Here is a 16,006-nt window from a genome sequence, read left to right as displayed (position 1 = left end):
GCGTGAGCGCAAATGCGGCACGCTACAGGCCGCCGATCCCCCTCCATGCTTCGCCTAATTCCGGGGCTTCCAGCCACCCGGAATCCAGCAACGAACCACGGAGGATTCCATGTGCGCGAGACGCCGCCATACCCAAAGGGGCCGCCCACGACAGCCGGCTCCGCAGACGCTTCCCGATGACCTTTACGACTATGACGACGATCCCGCGCCGCGCATCAGCCCGCCGCGCGGAAGCCCGCCCGATGCCTTCGACGTGGAGAAGCTGCCCGTCATCGACGACTGGCCGGAGAAAGTGCCGATCACCGAGGCAGAGATTCAGGTATTCGAGCGATGGTTTGCCGATGTCTTCGACGAGATGTTCGGCCCACTTCCACCCCTGGCAGGATTGACAAAGTTATCCTCATCTGATAACAAAAAGCCATGAGCGAGGATCGTGATCCGAACCTCGACACGCTTCTGGACCTCGACGGCCAGGTGCTCGTTGTCGATCCCGAGGGCGGCCATTGGGTGAAGTTCATCGTCACCCGCGTTCCGGCATCGCCGGAGAAGCCGCACGGCCTCGATTACTCGCTCACGCTTCACGGGCCTTCGGGCGAACGGTTGGTCGGCTTCGACAACGCCCATCCAGTCGGCCGAGGCAGGCGCGGCGATCCGATGGACCATCGGCACCGCCTCCAGACCGTGAAGCCCTACGCCTACGAGGATGCGGCCACGCTGCTGGCCGACTTCTGGCAGGCGGTGGACGCGGTGTTGAAGGAGCGAGGCGTAACATGACCACATTGAAAGTCGGGATTGCCGGCTACGAAGAAATGAAGGCCCGCACCATGCGGATTGCCAAGGGCGAGGAAAAGCCCGCGCCCGGCGATCCGAAGGTGTGGTTCACATCAATGGAATCCTTCGCCAAGGTGCTGTCGGCGGGCAATCGCGAATTGCTGCGCGTCATCGACCAGCAAGCGCCGGGTTCGCTGGAGGAACTGGCCGAGATCACCGGCCGGGCCAAGTCCAACCTGTCCCGCACTCTGAAACGGATGGCCAGTTACGGCCTTGTCCGCATGGAGAAGGGCGAAGGCCGCAAGCTCACGCCCAGGGTCATCCACGACCGAGTAGAACTAGACTTGCCGCTGACCGAGCGCGCAGGGCCGCGCAAGGCGGCAGGAGGCCGGCAATGAACGTCCATAGTCCCACCGTCCACAATCCCAACGTCACGCTGCGCGCCGCCCTCTATCTGCGCGTCTCCACCACTCGGCAGGCCGAGCATGACGTGTCGATCCCCGACCAGAAGCGCCAGGGCGAAGCCTATTGCGAGGCGCGCGGCTATCAGCTTGTCGAAACATTCGTGGAGCCGGGCAACAGCGCGACCAACGACCGCCGCCCGGAGTTCCAGCGGATGATAGAGGCTGCCACCGCCAAGCCGGCATCGTTCGATGTCGTCGTGGTTCACAGCTTCTCACGCTTCTTCCGCGACGAATTTGAAATGGAGTTCTATTACCGCAAGCTGGCGAAGAACGGCGTGAAGCTGGTTTCGATCACGCAGGAGCTTGGCGACGATCCGATCCACGACATGATGCGGCGGATCATGTCGCTATTCGACGAATACCAGTCCAAGGAGAACGCCAAGCACGTCCTGCGCGCCTTGAAGGAGAACGCCCGGCAAGGCTTCTGGAACGGCTCGCTGCCGCCCATCGGCTACCGCGTCGTCGCAGCCGAGCAGCGCGGCGCGAAGGTCAAGAAGAAGCTGGAAATCGACCCTCTGCACGCCGAGACGATCCGGCTCATCTATCGCCTTGCGCTGGAGGGTGAAGGTTCATCCGGCCAGATGGGCGTGAAGGCCATCGTCAAATATCTCAATGGCAAAGGCATCTTCACGCGCGACGGCGGGCGCTGGGGCATCGGTCAGGTTCACCGCATCCTGACCCGGCGCACCTATATCGGCGAGCATCGGTTCAATCGCCGTTCCAACAAGGGAGAGGTGAAGCCCGAAGACGAGGTTATCACCGTTCAGGTGCCGGCGCTTATCGAGCGGGAGACGTTCGACGCGGTGCAGAAGCTTTTGCAGGCCCGTAATCCCAAGACCGAGTTGCCCGCGCGCGTCGTGATCGGGCCGACGCTGCTAACCGGCATCTGCTATTGCGGCAATTGCGGAGGCGCGATGACCATTCGCACCGGCAAGGGTGGCCGCTATCGCTACTATGCGTGCTCGATCAAGGCGCGTCAGGGCGAAACCGGCTGCAAGGGCCGCGCGATCCCGATGGATAAGCTCGACCGCATGGTGGTCGGGCATATCGAGGAACGCTTGCTTGATGCCGACCGGCTGGAGGACTTGCTTGGCACCGTGCTCGGCCGTCGCGACGATCAGGCCGAGCGTCGCCGGCAGCACATCGCCGAACTGGAGCGGCGCGCGACCGAATCGGAATTGCGCCTCAAGCGCCTCTACGACGCCATCGAGGCGGGCGTCGCCGATCTTGACGACCCGGCGCTCAAGGAGCGCATCGCCGGCCTCAAGGTCATCCGCGATCAGGCCAGGGCCGACGCCGACCGGGCGCAAGCCTTGCTCGACAGCCCCGGCCACAGCGCCATCACCCCGACCATGATCCGGGGATTTGCGCGTCGCGCACGCGAACGCATCCGGGGCAGCGAGGGCGGCTATCGGCGGGATCATCTGCGCTCACTGGCGCAGCGTGTCGAGGTCGCCGACGACGCAATTCGCATCATGGGATCGAAGACGGAGCTGCTAAGGACGCTTATTGCTGGCCAAGTGCGGCAATCGGCGGTGGCTGGCGTGCCCAGAGGGGTTCCAAAGTGGCGGATGAGGTGGGATTCGAACCCACGGAGGGTTGCCCCTCGCTGGTTTTCAAGACCAGTGCCTTAAACCACTCGGCCACTCATCCTCGGGATCCGGGGAAGAGGATGGTTTTCCTGCCCCGAGCCGCGCAGCTCCTGCTTACTGACTGGCGCGGGGATTTCCAAGCCGATTTGTGGCCCTCATGCAGAGAGACCCGGTGCCCGTCCGCCTGTTCCAGACTGTTGCGCCGGTGCATCGCCCGAGCGGGCCAGCGGGGGTGAATATGGCGCGTGACCGGGGCTGATCCGGCTTCGGGGGCCGGCAGCCTTCGCGCGATCAGCACTCACAACCTTGTAATTTATAGGTTAATTTCAGCAGTGCCGCCGCACTGTCGTTCTCCGCTGATCGTGAAGGGCGGTTCAGCCTCGGCTCTTTCCATAGCGGAGACCTCTGGCTATACTGACGCGCAAAAGAGCAGACAGGCACCGCAGACAGACATTCCCGCCAGCGGGACGGCCCCGAAGGGCTGAAGGCCAGATCCACGCTGGCCTGCCATTGCTGGCCAGAGAGATTCCGGCAGACGGCAGACCGTCTGATGCGCGCGCCTGAAAACAAATTTGAAGCGCGGCATCAGAGACCGCGCCTGGCGCGAATGAGGGCGGAAATGAGCAGACGTGAACAGCCGGTCGATCAGGGTTCGAAGGCTGCCTCCGGTTTTCCGGAACCGGCAGGAACAACCCGCGCGGCTGCAGGGCCGACTGTTGCACCGGGTTCTGGCGGGATGGGCAGAACCGCGACCTCCGGGCGCCTTTTCCGGGCGCTTCTTGCAACCGGCGCCGTGCTGGCGCTTGCGGCCTGCGAACCTGGTACCGGCCCGTTCAAATCCTCGCCCGGAGCCGGCAATGCCGGAGCTTCCACGGCGGCAAAGCCTAAACGCTCGACCAAAATCGTCGAGCGCGATGTCGAGGCGCCGCAGGTCTTCCAGGTCACCGAGGAGGCGCTCTGGGACGGGCGGCCCTCGCTGGGCGGCGTATGGGTCGCCTCGCCAAATGTGACCGATCCGGAGCGCGTGATCATGCGCAATCAGGCCAATGGCAAATTCGTCATCGGCGCCCTGTTCCGGCGCGAGGTCGACAATCCCGGTCCGAAACTGCAGATCTCGTCTGATGCGGCCGATGCGCTTGGCCTGCTGGCTGGTCAGCCGGCGAAGCTCTCGGTCACCGCGCTGCGGCGCGAAGAGGCCGAGGAGACGACGCCAGATCAGCCCGTGCTCGACAGCAATGAAAGCCTTGCGGTTGCCAATGCGCCGGTGACGGCCGGGGCGGTGGAAGCGGGTGGAGTCACCACCACGGCGCTGGCCACCCCCGGAACCCCGACGGCGGCCACTGCGGCGGCGCCTGCGGCCGATCCCGCCAAACCGGCCAAGAAAAAGACCAAACGTCAGTTGAAACGTGAGGCGGAAGAGGCCGCGAAACAGGCCGAGGCCACGCTGGCCGCCGCAGAGGCAGGCACTGCCGCCGGTGGTATGGCGGCCAATGCCGCCCCCGCAGCAGCAGGGGCCGCCGCCGCAGGCGCCACAGCCGCAAAACCCGCCTCCCCTGCCCCGGCTGCAAAGCCAGCAGCCCCTGCCGCAACCAGTGGACGCTCGATCCAGATCGGCTTCTTCTCGCAAGAGGCCAATGCCACCCGCGCCCGCGACCAGCTGGCCAAAGCCGGCGTCACCGCCACCGTCCGCAAGGAAAGCTCGCAGGGTAAGGATTACTGGTCGGTCTTTACCAAAGGCGATGCGGCCACGCTGAAAAAAATCAAATCCGCCGGCTTTGCCGATGCCTATATGCTGAAATAGGACGATCCCATGCCCCTGAGACGGCTTACAAATTCCCTGAAATACGCTTTCGCGGTGGTCGTGACCGCGCTGGCGCCGGCTCAGGCCTTTGAAACTCAGGCGCGCGCCGCCTGGATCTATGACGTGACCACCCATACGGTTTTGCTGGACAAAAACGCCTCCGAGCCGCTGCCGCCCGCCTCGATGTCAAAGCTGATGACCATCAATATGGTGTTCGAAGCGCTGAAATCGGGCCGGATGCAGATGACCGACACTTTCCCGGTCTCGGAAAAGGCCTGGAAGATGGGCGGGTCGAAAATGTTCGTCAAACCCGATGACCGGCCCAGTATCGAGGAACTCCTGTACGGGATCATCATCAATTCCGGCAATGATGCCTGTGTGGTCGTGGCCGAGGGCATGGCCGGATCGGAAGAGAATTTCGCCCGTCTGATGACCGACCGCGCGCGCGAACTGGGCATGATGCAGTCGCATTTTGCCAATTCCTCGGGCTGGCCGGACCCGGGCCAGCGGATGAGCCTGCAGGATCTGGGTATCCTCGCCGTGCGGCTGATCGAGGAATTTCCCGAATATTATCCGATGTTTGGCATGACGGGCTTTGTCTATAAGGACCGCGTTCCCTCGAACAGCGAGAACCGCAACCCGCTCCTCAGGATCAAAGGGGGCGACTGGAAGGCCGACGGTCTGAAAACCGGCCATACCCAGGAGGCAGGCTTCGGCCTTGTCGGCTCGGCGGTGCATGATGACGGGCGCCGGGTGGTCTTTGTGATTACCGGCCTTGATACCGATGCCGCCCGCGCCCAGGAATCCGAGGCCATCGTCAACTGGGCCTTCCGCCAGTTCGCTGCGAAAACCGTGGTGAAACAAGGCAACCGGGTCGCCGAGGCCGAGGTCTTCATGGGTGAGGCTGGCATGGTCGGACTGGTGGCATCGCAGGATCTGACGCTGCTGGTGCCGACAATGGGCACCACCAGTATCGACGCCTCGGTCGTCTATAGCGGCCCGATCCCCGCCCCGATCGAGGCCGGGGCAAAGCTGGCCGAGCTGATCGTCCGCGTCCCCGGCCTGCCGGAAAATCGTGTGCCGCTGGTCGCCGAAGCGCCCGTCGCCAAAGCGGGCTTCATGCGCCGCCTGACGGTCACCTCGGAGATATTGTGGAATACCTATGTCGCGGGCGATGCCGCGCCTGCCAGCTGAGCGCGGCTTGACGGGCCTTTTCCTCTCCTTCGAAGGGATCGACGGATCCGGCAAAAGCACCCAGGCCCGGCGCCTTGCCGAAAGCCTGCGTGCCGAAGGCCGCATTGTCACCCTGACCCGCGAGCCGGGCGGCTCTGCGGGCGCAGAGGAAATCCGCCGCCTCGTGCTCGAAGGCGCCACCGACCGCTGGTCGGCCGAGACCGAGATCCTCCTCTTCACCGCCGCCCGCCGCGACCACCTGGAGAAAACCATCCGCCCGGCGCTTGAGCGGGGCGAGGTGGTGATCTGCGACCGTTTCGCCGACAGCACCCGCATCTTCCAGGGCCTGACCCGCGGCGATCTGACCGATACGGTCAACCGGCTCCACGCCCTGATGATCGGGATCGAGCCCGACCTGACGATCCTGATCGACCTCTCCCCCGAGACCGGCCTTGCCCGCGCCACCGCCCGCCAGGGCCATGAGATGCGGTTCGAGGATATGGGCCTCGCCTTCCAGACCGCCGCCCGCAACGGCTTTCTCGCCCTGGCCCTGGCCAATCCCGCCCGCTTCCGGGTGATTGACGGCGATGCCGAGCCCGACCAGATCGCCGCCAGGATCCGCCAGACCATCGCGGCCGGCCTTCCCCCTTCCCCCTGACGAAAATACTCCGGGGGCGCTTTGTGCGGGCCCGCCCGCGCAAAGCCGGGGGCAGCGCCCCCGCCCGCGCATGCGGGATCTCCTGCAGCGCGGCCCCTTCCCCCGGCCGGCCCGACATGCGAAGAAAGCCCATGGCTGAAGATCCCGATCTCCCGGAACCCGACCGCACCGAGGGCGCGCCGCATCCGCGCGAAACCGCGACCCTTTTCGGCCAGCAGCCGGCCGAAGACGGCTTCCTCGACGCCTGGAATCACGGACGCCTGCATCACGCCTGGATGCTGACCGGCCCGAAAGGCGTGGGCAAGGCCACCCTCGCCTGGAAGATCGCGCGCTTCCTCCTGACCGCACCCGAAGCCGATGGCGGTTTTTTCGGCGCGCCAGAGCCGCCCGCCTCGCTCGACACCGATCCTGACAGCCCCATCGCCCGGCGCATGCGCGCTCTGGCCGAGCCGCGCCTCTTCCTCTTGCGCCGCGCCCCCAATGAAAAGCGCAATGCCATCTCGCAGGTGATCACGGTCGATGAGGTCCGGCGAATGAAAAGCTTCTTCTCCCTCTCTGCCGCCGATGGCGGCCGCCGCGTCGCCATTGTCGACAGCGTCGATGAGATGAACCCCAATGCCGCCAATGCGCTGTTGAAACTGCTGGAAGAGCCGCCGCCCGGCACCACTTTCCTGATGATTTCGCATCAGCCGGCGCGGCTTTTGCCGACGATCCGCTCGCGCTGCCGCGAACTGAGGTTGCAGCCGCTGGCACCTGACGCGCTCTCGGACGCGCTGACCCAGGCAGGTGGCGCCGCCGATCCGGTCGAGGTCACCGCGCTTACGGAACTGGCCGGCGGCTCGGCGGGTGAGGCCTTTCGCCTGACCAATCTCGAAGGGCTGGAAACCTATGCCGCGCTGGTCCGGCTCCTGTCCAGCCTGCCGCGCCTCGACCGCCCCCAGGCGCTGGCGCTCAGCGAAGCGGCCGGCGCGCGCGGCCAGGGCGAACGCTTCGACCTGATTCTGACCCAGATCGAGCTTTTGCTCTCCCGCCTCGCCCGCGCCGCCGCTAAGCGCGAGACCCCACCCGAGGCCGCCCCCGGCGAGGCTGCGCTTTTCACCCGCCTCGCCCCGGATACCGCCGCCGCCCGCCCCTGGGCGGAACTCGCGCAAAGCCTGACGCTGCGCGCCCGGCGCGGCAAATCGGTCAACCTTGACCCTGCCGCGCTTCTCATGGATATCCTCCTGAGGATCGACGCCACGGCGGGAAGCCTCGCCTCCGGCTGAAACGCCGGCCAGAACCGAGACCGGAACACGGATGCCCGCCGATATGCCCTCCCCGCTGCCAGAGCTGGTCGACAGCCATTGCCATCTCGACTTCCCCGATTTCGAAGGGGAGACCGACCAGCTGATCGCCCGCGCCGCCGCAGCCGGCGTCACGCGGATGGTGACGATCTGCACAAGGATCGCGCGGCTGCCGTTGTGCCAGGGCCTCGCCGAAGCCAATCCGGGCGTTTTCTACACCTATGGCATCCATCCGCTGCATGTGACCGAAGAGCCGCCGATCTCTGCCGAAGCGCTTGTCGCACTGAGCGATCATCCGAAATTTGTGGCCCTGGGCGAGACCGGGCTCGACTATCATTACACGCCCGAAACCCGCAACGCCCAGATCGCTTCGCTGCAAATCCATATTGCAGCCGCGCAAGCCTCTGGTCTGCCGCTGGTGATCCATTCCCGCGATGCCGATGAGGATATGGAGCGCCTGCTGAGCGAGGGGATGAAACGCGCCCCCTATAGCTGCGTGATGCATTGCTATACTTCGGGCGCCCGCCTCGCCGAGGTGGCGCTGGATCTGGGCTTTTACCTCTCGATGTCGGGGATCGCCGCTTTCCCGAAAAGCCAGGAGATCCGCGACATCTTTGCCCGCGCCCCGCTCGGGCGTGTGCTGGTGGAAACCGACAGCCCCTATCTCGCACCGCCCCCCCATCGCGGCAGGCGCAACGAGCCCGCCTATGTCGCCCATACCGCCCGGATCGGCGCCGGCATCTTCGGGCTGAGCGAGGCAGAATTCGCCAGCGCCACCAGCGCGAATTTCGACCGCCTGTTCCCAAAGGCAGCTGCATTCGGCGCGCCCCCCGCCGGGGGCCAGCCATGACCCGCCTGCGCTTTACCATTCTCGGCTGTGGCTCGTCAGGCGGTGTGCCACGGATCGGCAATAACTGGGGTGACTGCGATCCGGCCAATCCGAAGAACCGCCGCCGCCGCTGCTCGATGCTGGTTGAACGGACCGGCACCGGCGGCACAACCCGCGTGCTCATCGATACCGGCCCGGATATGCGCGATCAGTTGCTTGATGCCGGTATCGGCACGCTGGATGCGGTGATCTATACCCATTCCCATGCCGATCATGTGCATGGTCTGGATGATCTGCGCCAGGTGGTGCTGAACATGCAGCGCCGGCTGCCAGTCTGGGCCGACGGCCCGACGCAGGAGGCACTTTTCTCGCGCTTTGCCTATGCCTTTATCCAGCCGGCCGGCAGCAGCTATCCGCCGATCCTCGAGATGAACACGATTGACGGCGCGGTGGTGATCTCTGGCGCCGGGGGGGATATCGAATTCATTCCCTTCCTCGCGGAACATGGCACCATCGACGCGCTCGGCTTCCGGATCGGGCCGCTGGCCTATCTGCCCGATGCAGTCGCGATCCCCGGGCCGGCCTGGGAGCATCTGCAGGACCTTGAGTGCTGGGTGGTCGATGCGTTGCGCCGGAAACCGCATCCGACCCATGCCCATCTGGCGATGACGCTGGACTGGATCGCCCGCGCAGCGCCAGAACGGGCAGTGCTGACCAATATGCATCTCGATCTTGATTATGAGACGCTCTGCGCCGAGCTGCCGGCGCATATTCGTCCGGCCTTTGACGGCATGGTCATAGAGTACGACATCCCGGGCTGAGGCCCTGCAAGAGTTCCAGACATGTCAGCCCTGTTAGACGTTATCCTGCCGGTTTTCATCGTGATCGGATTCGGCTGGCTGGCGGCGCGGATGGGGAAGTTCAGCGACAGCCATATCGACGGGCTGATGAAATTCGCGCAGAATTACGCATTGCCCTGTGTGCTGTTTCGCGGCGTGGCGGGGCTGGACCTGTCGCTGGCCTATGATCCGGGGCTGATGCTCTCTTTCTATATCGGAGCGTTTTCCGGTTTTGCGATCTGTTTCGCCGGTGCGCTGTGGCTGTTCAAAAGGCCACTCCCCGATGCGATTGCCATCGGTTTCGCGGGGATGTTCTCGAATTCGCTGCTGCTTGGCCTGCCGATTACCGAGCGCGCCTATGGTCCCGAAGCGCTGGCGGGGAATTTCGCGATCATCTCGGTGCATTCGCCGCTGTTTTACGGGCTGGGGATCTCGCTGATGGAATGGGCGCGGACGCGCGGTCAGGGCCTGTCTCCGCTGCGGCTTGCGCGCAAGATCGCGGGGGCGATCCTGCATCAGCCGCTGGTGCTGGGGATCATCTTCGGCTTCGCGGTCAATCTGAGCGGGGTGCCGCTGCCCGGTCCGCTCTGGTCGGCGGTGGATATGCTGGCGCTGGCGGCACTGCCGGCAGCCCTGTTCGGGCTGGGCGGGGTGCTGTACCGCTACCGGCCAGAGGGCGATCGCTGGACCATCGCCATGGTCTGTGTGACCTCGCTGGTGATCCATCCGGCCATAGCCTGGGGCATCGGGCGCGGCGCTTTCGGGATCAGCGATGCAGCCCTGCGTTCGGTGATCCTGACTGCCGCGATGGCACCGGGCGCCAATGCCTATATGTTCGCCCATATGGATGGGGTGGCAAAGCGGGTGAATGCCTCGGCGGTGCTGTTCGGCACCGGGTTTTCGATCGTCTCGGTCTGGATCTGGCTACAGCTTCTGCCCTGATGCGGTGAACCGGAGTTTTCAAAAACTCCGGTCCGATTTCTTGATAGAAATCGGGGCCGCTTTCAGCGGCCCGTCACGCCGCGCATCGCATCGGAACGGCGGCGCAGGACCTCGATGGTGGTCAGAAGCGCGATCGAGATCACCACGAGAATGGTCGCCACAGCGAGGATGGCCGGGCTGATCGCCTCACGGATCCCGTTCCACATCTGGCGCGGGATGGTCTGCTGCTCTGGCCCGGCGATCAGCAGCACAGCGACCACCTCGTCGAAAGAGGTCACAAAAGCAAACAACGCGCCCGAAATCACACCCGGCAGGATCAGCGGCATGATCACCTTGAAAAACGTCGTGCGCGGATTGGCACCAAGGCTGGCCGCAGCCCGGATCAGCGATTGATCAAAGCCCGACAGCGTCGCCGTCACGGTGATGATCACGAAAGGAATTCCAAGCGCAGCATGGGCGAGGATCACGCCGAGATAAGTCGAAGTCAGGCGCCAGGGTTTCTCTTCGGTGCCGCAGGTCAGGCCGATAACCGAACAGGGGTTCGAATAGAAGAAGAACATCCCCGTCGCCACGATGATGATAGGCACGATCATCGGCGAGATCAGCACCGCCATGATCAGCCGCCGGGAGGGCATTTCGGGGCGCGAGAGGCCAAGCGCCGCGAGCGTCCCCAGCACTGTCGAGAGAATCGTGGCCCAGAAGCCGATGATCACCGAATTCTTCGCCGCTTTCACCCAGACGGAGCTTTGCCACATATCCGACCACCAGGCCGTGCCGGTCGCGCCGGTGGACTGCATGCCCTTGACCACCAGCTCATTATACCAGCGCAGGGAGTAGCCCTCGGGATCAAAGCTCAGCATCTTTGAGGTGAAGGTGAAATAGGGCTCTGCGTTGAAGGACAGCGGAATGATCACCAGGATCGGTGCGATCAGGAAGATGAAGATCAGCGTGCAGATCACGATATAGGCGTAATACCAGGCGCGCTCCAGCGGGTCGGCATAGGTCGGAAGGGCCATGTCTGTCTCCTGACAGGTGGTGTCGTATCCGGAGATCGCCGGGGGCGCTTCGCCCCCCGGACCCCCAGAGGATATTTATGGACAGATGAAAGGGAGGGGCCGGATTGCCCTTCCCTTTCTCAGGGGGGTCAGCCGAGCTTCAGTTTGTCGATGCCGATCAGGCGGTCATAGAGCCAGTAAAGCACAAGCACGCCTGCGAGGAGCATCGCGGCAAGGGCGGCCGCCTGGCTCCAGTTGGATTTGGACATATGGAACTGGATCTGGTTCGAGAAGAGCTGTCCATCGGCGCCACCGACCAGCGCGGGCGTGATGTAATAGCCGACCGCCAGTATGAAGACGAGGAGCACCCCCGCCCCGATCCCGGGCAGGGTCTGCGGCAGGTAGATGCGGCGGAAGGTCGTCCAGGAGGTGGCGCCAAGCGAGCGGGCAGCGCGGGCATAGCCTGGTGGGATCACCCGCATCACCGAGTAAAGCGGCAGCACCATGAAAGGCAGCAGAATATGCACCATCACGATGATGGTCCCTGTCTGGTTGTAGATCATCTGCAGCCGCCCGGCATCGTCGATGATGCCAAGCGAGACCATCAGCGAATTGACCACGCCCTGGCCTTGCAAAAGCACGATCCAGGAGGTGGTGCGGACCAGAAGCGAGGTCCAGAACGGCAAGAGCACGAGGATCATCAGCAGATTGGCCTTCGCCATCGGCAGCGTGGCCAGCATATGGGCAATCGGAAAGGCGAGCAGCAGGCAGATGCCGGTGATCACCGCCGAGAGAATGAAGGTCCTGGCATAGAGCCAGAGATAGACCCGGCTTGATTCTGCGACCTTCTCGATACCGCCATCGGCCGTGCGCTGCATGTCGATGCCGGTCAGATAGAAATCGGTGGTCCAGGGGGAGGCGGCCTCGCGCATCGCGACCCAGATCAGCGGATCGCCCCATTTGGCATCCTGCCCGGTCAGTGCCTCCCGGAAGGGCGGTGCCAGCTCATCGGCCCCACGCGCCGAGGCGGTGAAGAGCGAGCGCGTCCCCGGCACCGAATAGTTTATCCTTGTGCCGGCCTCACCGGCAAGGCGGTTGTCTTTCATCAGCACAAGATCGGCGGCGAGGGCGGCAAAGGCTGCCTCATCGGGTTCGGTCCCGGCGGGGTTGGCATCGAACCAGGCCGCCAGATTGGGCGAGGTTTTCGAGAACCCGTCATGGTAGACTGAGCGCTGGAGCATCTGACCGATCGGGACGACAAAGGTGATCACGATGAACAAAAGCAAGGGCAGCACCAGAAAGAACGCGCGCCATTTCGCCTTTGCCTGTGCCGCCGCCAGCGCCGCCTTGAGAGGACGGCCATCCGCTGTCGTCAGCGGGGTGGCGTCACCATGTGTCAACTCTGCCATAGTCTGTCCCTGAAACCTCTGCAGGGCCCTGCGGCCCGTTCTTCCTGTCGCCGGTCAGTTCCCGGCGCTTATTTTCCTGTCCGCCCCAGTGGATTTTCCAGTGGACGTCCCGGTGGCCGGCAGCGGCGCCAGCTGCGCCTCATAGCTTTCGCGATCCTGCTCGTTCATCCGGGCAAGCATCACGCGGGTCGTGTAGCAGCCCTCGATCAGCCCATCGGCGCGAAAGAGCATCCAGTCGGAGATCTCGCTTTGCGCGAAACGGACCGCATCGCCACTGGCACCGCGAAAAGTCTCCGGGCGGCTGGCCAGCGTACCCTCGACGCTTTCCGGGTCAACCGAAGTCAGCACCACCCAGATATGTTCGGTGGCCGCATTGCCCTCATCGGTCGGACGCGCCCATTTCACGCGGTAATCGCCCGAAGACAGATCCGCCGCCGCCGCCTTTGCCAGAAACTCCGGCAGGGTGGCGCGGGCGGCATCAATCGCGGCATTCATCGCGGGATCTGCGCGGGCGAAATCCATCGCCTTTGCGGTCTCGGCCCTGAGCGCGCCTGTGAATGCGCCACTGCTCAGCACCAGCCCCAGCAGAAAAGCCGACGCGATACGGAAAGGGTCAGCTGAGGCCATCAGATCTCTCCCGCCAGAATGAGAACGGCCATGAGAGAAATTCCCATGGCCGCAGGTCTCAGATCAGTTCGACACCAGCCAGGCGTTGTAGCGTTCGCCCAGTTCGGTATCGCGGTCGACCCAGAATTCCAGATCCGAGCCGAGCGCATTGGTCATGTTCTCGGGCGAGGTCGGCAGGTTCGGCGACATCGGCACATCGGTGCCGAAGACATTGCCGACGAGCGGAGCCGAGGATTTCCGGGGCGGACCGTAGGAGATGTATTCAGCCGCCTTGGCGAGCGCCTCGGAGGAGGTGGCGAATTTCACGAAGTCAAGCGCCGCCGCCTCATTGGGGGCGCCTTTCGGGATCACATAGCCTTCCCATTCAAAGACCTGGCCGTCCCAGATGATGGTGAAGGGTTTGTTCTCGGCCACGGCGGCGTTGTAGATCCGCCCGTTCCAGCCCATGGTCATGGTGACTTCGCCATCTGCCAGCAGCTGCGGCGGCTGTGCGCCGGCTTCCCAGAACACGGCATCTTTCTTGATCGTGTCGAGCTTGGCGAAAGCGCGGTCCTGGCCCTCTTTGGTCGCGAGCAGCGCATAGACCTCGCCCGCAGGCACGCCATCCGCCATCAGCGCCATTTCAAGCGTCGCTTTCGCGCCTTTTTTCACGCCGCGCTTGCCGGGGAATTTCTCGAGATCGAAGAAATCGGCGATGGTTGTCGGAGCGGCGCCTTCCGGGAATTTCGATGCATCATAAGCCACGACGGTCGAGAAGATATCGGTCGGGATCATGCATTCGGTCAGGGTGCCGGCGATGAAATCGTCAGTGGCTTTGCTGCCATCGACACCATCGGGCAGCGAGGCGGCGTCGATCGGGATGATCAGGCCTTCGTCGCACAGACGCACGGCATCGGCGATCTCCAGCGAGGCCACGTCGACGGTGACGTTGCCCGCATCGACCTGAGCCTTGACCGGGGTGGCGGGGTTGTCGGCATCAACCGAATTGACCTTGATGCCGGTCTTTTCGGTGAAGGGCTTCTGATAGGCTTCGATCTGGCTGTTGGTGTAAGCACCGCCCCAGCCCATGACCGTGATTTCCTGCGCCACCGCCGGCAGGGCAAAGCCCGCAAGCGCGGTGGAAAGGACCAAGAGTTTCTTCATATCAGTCTCCCGTGTTGATATCTGATCCCCGTTTTTCGGGGAAAGTCCTTACCCTCTGAACCGCGCGGGTCTTTCGCCCGCCTGCAGCGTTTCAGGGAGCGTCAAGCGCGCGGGCATCTTCCGGATGCCAGCCGACTTTGATCCTGCCGCCGGGCGTAAGCCGGGTCTGGCCAAGGGTATTGCGGCATTTTACCACGAAATCATCGGTTCCGGCGACACGCATCCGGGTGCGGAGGATATCGCCCATATAGATGACTTCCAGCACATCAGCATCAAGCGTCAGCGCGCCAGGCGGCATCAGCTCGGGCTTGAACTCGACGCGTTCGGGGCGGATCGAGACGACGGTTTTCTCGCCCTTCTGGGTCACATTCACCGGGGTCGCGTCGATCAGCTCGCCGGTGGTCAGACGCACGCGGGCCTTCGCGCCATTGATCTCTTCGATGGTGCCGGGCAGCTTGTTGTTCTCGCCGATGAACTGCGCGACGAAGCTGTTATCGGGGCGCTCGTAAAGATCGGCGGGTGGCGCAAGCTGCTGGATGCGGCCATCATTGAAGACGGCGACGCGGTCCGACATCGTCAGCGCCTCGCCCTGGTCATGGGTCACATAGACCACCGTGATGCCGAGCGATTCGTGCAGGTGTTTGATTTCAAGCTGCATATGTTCGCGCAGCTGTTTATCCAGCGCGCCGAGCGGCTCATCCATCAGCACCAGCGTCGGGTCAAACACCAGCGCGCGCGCCAGCGCGATCCGCTGCTGCTGGCCCCCCGAAAGCTGCGCCGGGCGGCGATTGGAAAAGGCCCCCATCTGCACCATATCGAGCGCGCGTCTGATCCGGGTCTCGCGTTCATCCTTGCCCATGCCGCGCACTTCCAGCGGGAAGGACAGGTTCTCCCCCACCGTCATATGCGGGAACAGCGCGTAGTTCTGGAACACCATGCCGATGCCGCGCTTATGCGGCGGCACCTGGTTGATCGGGCGGCCATCAAGCCGGATCTCGCCATGGGTCGCGGTTTCAAACCCTGCCAGCATCATCAGACAGGTGGTCTTGCCCGATCCGGACGGGCCGAGCATGGTCAGAAACTCGCCCTTGGCAATGTTGAGGTTCAGATCCTTAACGACCAGCGAGACACCGTCATAGCTTTTCTGCACATGCTCAAAAGCGACGAAAGCGTCGTTCTTCGGATCAACCGTCACTCAGTTCTCCCTGTCTTCCCGGCCGGCGCTGCCGGCTGTCTTTTGGGTGGCGGATTGTCCGCTCTGTTGCCACAGACGTAAGCAAATGCCGCAGCCCAATGCAACGGGCAATAAAAGATCGTGGCAACTGGCCGGATGTGGCGGCAGGATGCAGGCAATCTGCCTGAAAATTCACCAATAGAAAGGAACTCCGCCGCCGGGCATGCCACGCGCTCCGGCCCCGGCGGGGCGGCGGGCGGTGGCACCTGGGGGGCCGGCCCTGTCGGGGGCCTGGCCGGCGCATGG

At 64.0% G+C, this 16,006-nt stretch carries 16 protein-coding genes, 1 tRNA gene and 1 pseudogene; 11 read left to right on the top strand and 7 right to left on the bottom strand.

Going from position 1 to position 16,006, the window contains the following annotated elements; all coding sequences use genetic code 11:
- The first annotated feature begins 109 nt into the window (after positions 1-109).
- The 4 genes and pseudogenes from DRF71_RS04320 to DRF71_RS28415 form a co-directional block, all read left to right on the top strand.
- On the top strand, positions 110-424 hold the full coding sequence (locus tag DRF71_RS04320; protein WP_003052367.1) for a hypothetical protein: 315 nt from the start codon (positions 110-112) through the stop codon (positions 422-424).
- The gene (locus DRF71_RS04315) at positions 421-774 is read left to right on the top strand and encodes a toxin-antitoxin system TumE family protein (protein WP_003052370.1); all 354 of its coding nucleotides are present in this window, start codon (positions 421-423) and stop codon (positions 772-774) included. The genes DRF71_RS04320 and DRF71_RS04315 overlap by 4 nt, the downstream gene beginning before the upstream one ends.
- Positions 771-1,169 carry an HVO_A0114 family putative DNA-binding protein gene (locus DRF71_RS04310; RefSeq protein ID WP_003052372.1) on the top strand — a complete coding sequence of 133 codons (399 nt, stop codon included), beginning with the start codon at positions 771-773 and terminating at the stop codon, positions 1,167-1,169. Before DRF71_RS04315 ends, DRF71_RS04310 begins: the two co-directional genes overlap by 4 nt.
- Positions 1,166-2,224: pseudogene (locus DRF71_RS28415) on the top strand (recombinase family protein); the annotation flags it as partial. The gene DRF71_RS04310 and the pseudogene DRF71_RS28415, both read left to right, overlap by 4 nt.
- Here DRF71_RS28415 and DRF71_RS28410 read toward each other — a convergent pair.
- Together DRF71_RS28410 and DRF71_RS04300 are read right to left on the bottom strand one after the other, a co-directional pair.
- Entirely contained in the window at positions 2,111-2,659 is a 549-nt protein-coding gene (locus DRF71_RS28410) for a hypothetical protein (RefSeq protein ID WP_232831293.1), read from the bottom strand. The pseudogene DRF71_RS28415 and the gene DRF71_RS28410 overlap by 114 nt on opposite strands.
- A 141-nt stretch (positions 2,660-2,800) precedes the next feature.
- Positions 2,801-2,888, bottom strand: a tRNA-Ser gene (locus tag DRF71_RS04300).
- Positions 2,889-3,446: 558 nt separating this feature from the next.
- On the opposite strand from DRF71_RS04300, the gene DRF71_RS04295 reads away from it, so the two are divergent.
- The 7 genes from DRF71_RS04295 (at position 3,447) to DRF71_RS04265 (ending at position 10,352) form a co-directional block, all read left to right on the top strand.
- Positions 3,447-4,628, top strand: coding sequence for an SPOR domain-containing protein (locus tag DRF71_RS04295; RefSeq protein WP_232831291.1), 1,182 nt, complete (start codon positions 3,447-3,449; stop codon positions 4,626-4,628).
- 9 nt (positions 4,629-4,637) lie between these two features.
- Positions 4,638-5,822 (top strand): D-alanyl-D-alanine carboxypeptidase family protein, encoded by a 1,185-nt coding sequence (locus DRF71_RS04290; protein WP_112309301.1) that lies wholly within the window; start codon positions 4,638-4,640, stop codon positions 5,820-5,822.
- Positions 5,803-6,459: a dTMP kinase gene (gene tmk, locus DRF71_RS04285; RefSeq protein WP_112309981.1), complete on the top strand. Its 657-nt coding sequence runs from the start codon at positions 5,803-5,805 to the stop codon at positions 6,457-6,459. Before DRF71_RS04290 ends, tmk begins: the two co-directional genes overlap by 20 nt.
- Positions 6,460-6,590: 131 nt before the next feature.
- Entirely contained in the window at positions 6,591-7,724 is a 1,134-nt protein-coding gene (locus DRF71_RS04280; RefSeq protein ID WP_112309300.1) for a DNA polymerase III subunit delta', read from the top strand.
- 31 nt (positions 7,725-7,755) lie between these two features.
- On the top strand, positions 7,756-8,592 hold the full coding sequence (locus tag DRF71_RS04275) for a TatD family hydrolase (RefSeq protein ID WP_112309299.1): 837 nt from the start codon (positions 7,756-7,758) through the stop codon (positions 8,590-8,592).
- The gene (locus DRF71_RS04270; RefSeq protein ID WP_112309298.1) at positions 8,589-9,392 is read left to right on the top strand and encodes an MBL fold metallo-hydrolase; all 804 of its coding nucleotides are present in this window, start codon (positions 8,589-8,591) and stop codon (positions 9,390-9,392) included. Before DRF71_RS04275 ends, DRF71_RS04270 begins: the two co-directional genes overlap by 4 nt.
- Positions 9,393-9,413: 21 nt before the next feature.
- On the top strand, positions 9,414-10,352 hold the full coding sequence (locus tag DRF71_RS04265) for an AEC family transporter (protein ID WP_112309297.1): 939 nt from the start codon (positions 9,414-9,416) through the stop codon (positions 10,350-10,352).
- Positions 10,353-10,414: 62 nt separating this feature from the next.
- Here the strand turns inward: DRF71_RS04265 and DRF71_RS04260 are convergent, their stop codons facing one another.
- The 5 genes from DRF71_RS04260 to DRF71_RS04240 all read right to left on the bottom strand — a co-directional run bounded on the left by DRF71_RS04260 (position 10,415) and on the right by DRF71_RS04240 (position 15,721).
- Positions 10,415-11,368: an ABC transporter permease gene (locus tag DRF71_RS04260; protein WP_112309296.1), complete on the bottom strand. Its 954-nt coding sequence runs from the start codon at positions 11,366-11,368 to the stop codon at positions 10,415-10,417.
- Positions 11,369-11,496: 128 nt separating this feature from the next.
- Positions 11,497-12,756, bottom strand: a complete 1,260-nt coding sequence (locus DRF71_RS04255; protein ID WP_112309295.1) for an ABC transporter permease — start codon at positions 12,754-12,756, stop codon at positions 11,497-11,499.
- A 54-nt stretch (positions 12,757-12,810) separates the two neighbouring features.
- Positions 12,811-13,383: a DUF2314 domain-containing protein gene (locus DRF71_RS04250; protein ID WP_112309294.1), complete on the bottom strand. Its 573-nt coding sequence runs from the start codon at positions 13,381-13,383 to the stop codon at positions 12,811-12,813.
- 63 nt (positions 13,384-13,446) lie between these two features.
- Positions 13,447-14,526: an ABC transporter substrate-binding protein gene (locus DRF71_RS04245; RefSeq protein WP_112309293.1), complete on the bottom strand. Its 1,080-nt coding sequence runs from the start codon at positions 14,524-14,526 to the stop codon at positions 13,447-13,449.
- Positions 14,527-14,617: 91 nt separating this feature from the next.
- Entirely contained in the window at positions 14,618-15,721 is a 1,104-nt protein-coding gene (locus DRF71_RS04240; protein WP_112309292.1) for an ABC transporter ATP-binding protein, read from the bottom strand.
- Between the last annotated feature and the right edge of the window lie 285 nt (positions 15,722-16,006).

This window comes from Pseudogemmobacter bohemicus (genome assembly GCF_003290025.1).
Taxonomy (GTDB): domain Bacteria; phylum Pseudomonadota; class Alphaproteobacteria; order Rhodobacterales; family Rhodobacteraceae; genus Pseudogemmobacter; species Pseudogemmobacter bohemicus.
The sequence above is the reverse complement of the archived record's forward strand: the minus strand, read 5'-3'. Positions and strand labels throughout refer to the sequence as shown.

What these genes read in the sequence shown, in the direction of transcription:
- DRF71_RS04320 (WP_003052367.1), top strand. Translation starts at nt 110, where the DNA reads ATGTGCGCGAGACGCCGCCATACCCAAAGGGGCCGCCCACGACAGCCG.
- DRF71_RS04315 (WP_003052370.1), top strand. Translation starts at nt 421, where the DNA reads ATGAGCGAGGATCGTGATCCGAACCTCGACACGCTTCTGGACCTCGAC.
- DRF71_RS04310 (WP_003052372.1), top strand. Translation starts at nt 771, where the DNA reads ATGACCACATTGAAAGTCGGGATTGCCGGCTACGAAGAAATGAAGGCC.
- DRF71_RS28410 (WP_232831293.1), bottom strand. Translation starts at nt 2,659, where the DNA reads ATGATCCCGCCGATAGCCGCCCTCGCTGCCCCGGATGCGTTCGCGTGC.
- DRF71_RS04295 (WP_232831291.1), top strand. Translation starts at nt 3,447, where the DNA reads ATGAGCAGACGTGAACAGCCGGTCGATCAGGGTTCGAAGGCTGCCTCC.
- DRF71_RS04290 (WP_112309301.1), top strand. Translation starts at nt 4,638, where the DNA reads ATGCCCCTGAGACGGCTTACAAATTCCCTGAAATACGCTTTCGCGGTG.
- tmk (WP_112309981.1), top strand. Translation starts at nt 5,803, where the DNA reads ATGCCGCGCCTGCCAGCTGAGCGCGGCTTGACGGGCCTTTTCCTCTCC.
- DRF71_RS04280 (WP_112309300.1), top strand. Translation starts at nt 6,591, where the DNA reads ATGGCTGAAGATCCCGATCTCCCGGAACCCGACCGCACCGAGGGCGCG.
- DRF71_RS04275 (WP_112309299.1), top strand. Translation starts at nt 7,756, where the DNA reads ATGCCCGCCGATATGCCCTCCCCGCTGCCAGAGCTGGTCGACAGCCAT.
- DRF71_RS04270 (WP_112309298.1), top strand. Translation starts at nt 8,589, where the DNA reads ATGACCCGCCTGCGCTTTACCATTCTCGGCTGTGGCTCGTCAGGCGGT.
- DRF71_RS04265 (WP_112309297.1), top strand. Translation starts at nt 9,414, where the DNA reads ATGTCAGCCCTGTTAGACGTTATCCTGCCGGTTTTCATCGTGATCGGA.
- DRF71_RS04260 (WP_112309296.1), bottom strand. Translation starts at nt 11,368, where the DNA reads ATGGCCCTTCCGACCTATGCCGACCCGCTGGAGCGCGCCTGGTATTAC.
- DRF71_RS04255 (WP_112309295.1), bottom strand. Translation starts at nt 12,756, where the DNA reads ATGGCAGAGTTGACACATGGTGACGCCACCCCGCTGACGACAGCGGAT.
- DRF71_RS04250 (WP_112309294.1), bottom strand. Translation starts at nt 13,383, where the DNA reads ATGGCCTCAGCTGACCCTTTCCGTATCGCGTCGGCTTTTCTGCTGGGG.
- DRF71_RS04245 (WP_112309293.1), bottom strand. Translation starts at nt 14,526, where the DNA reads ATGAAGAAACTCTTGGTCCTTTCCACCGCGCTTGCGGGCTTTGCCCTG.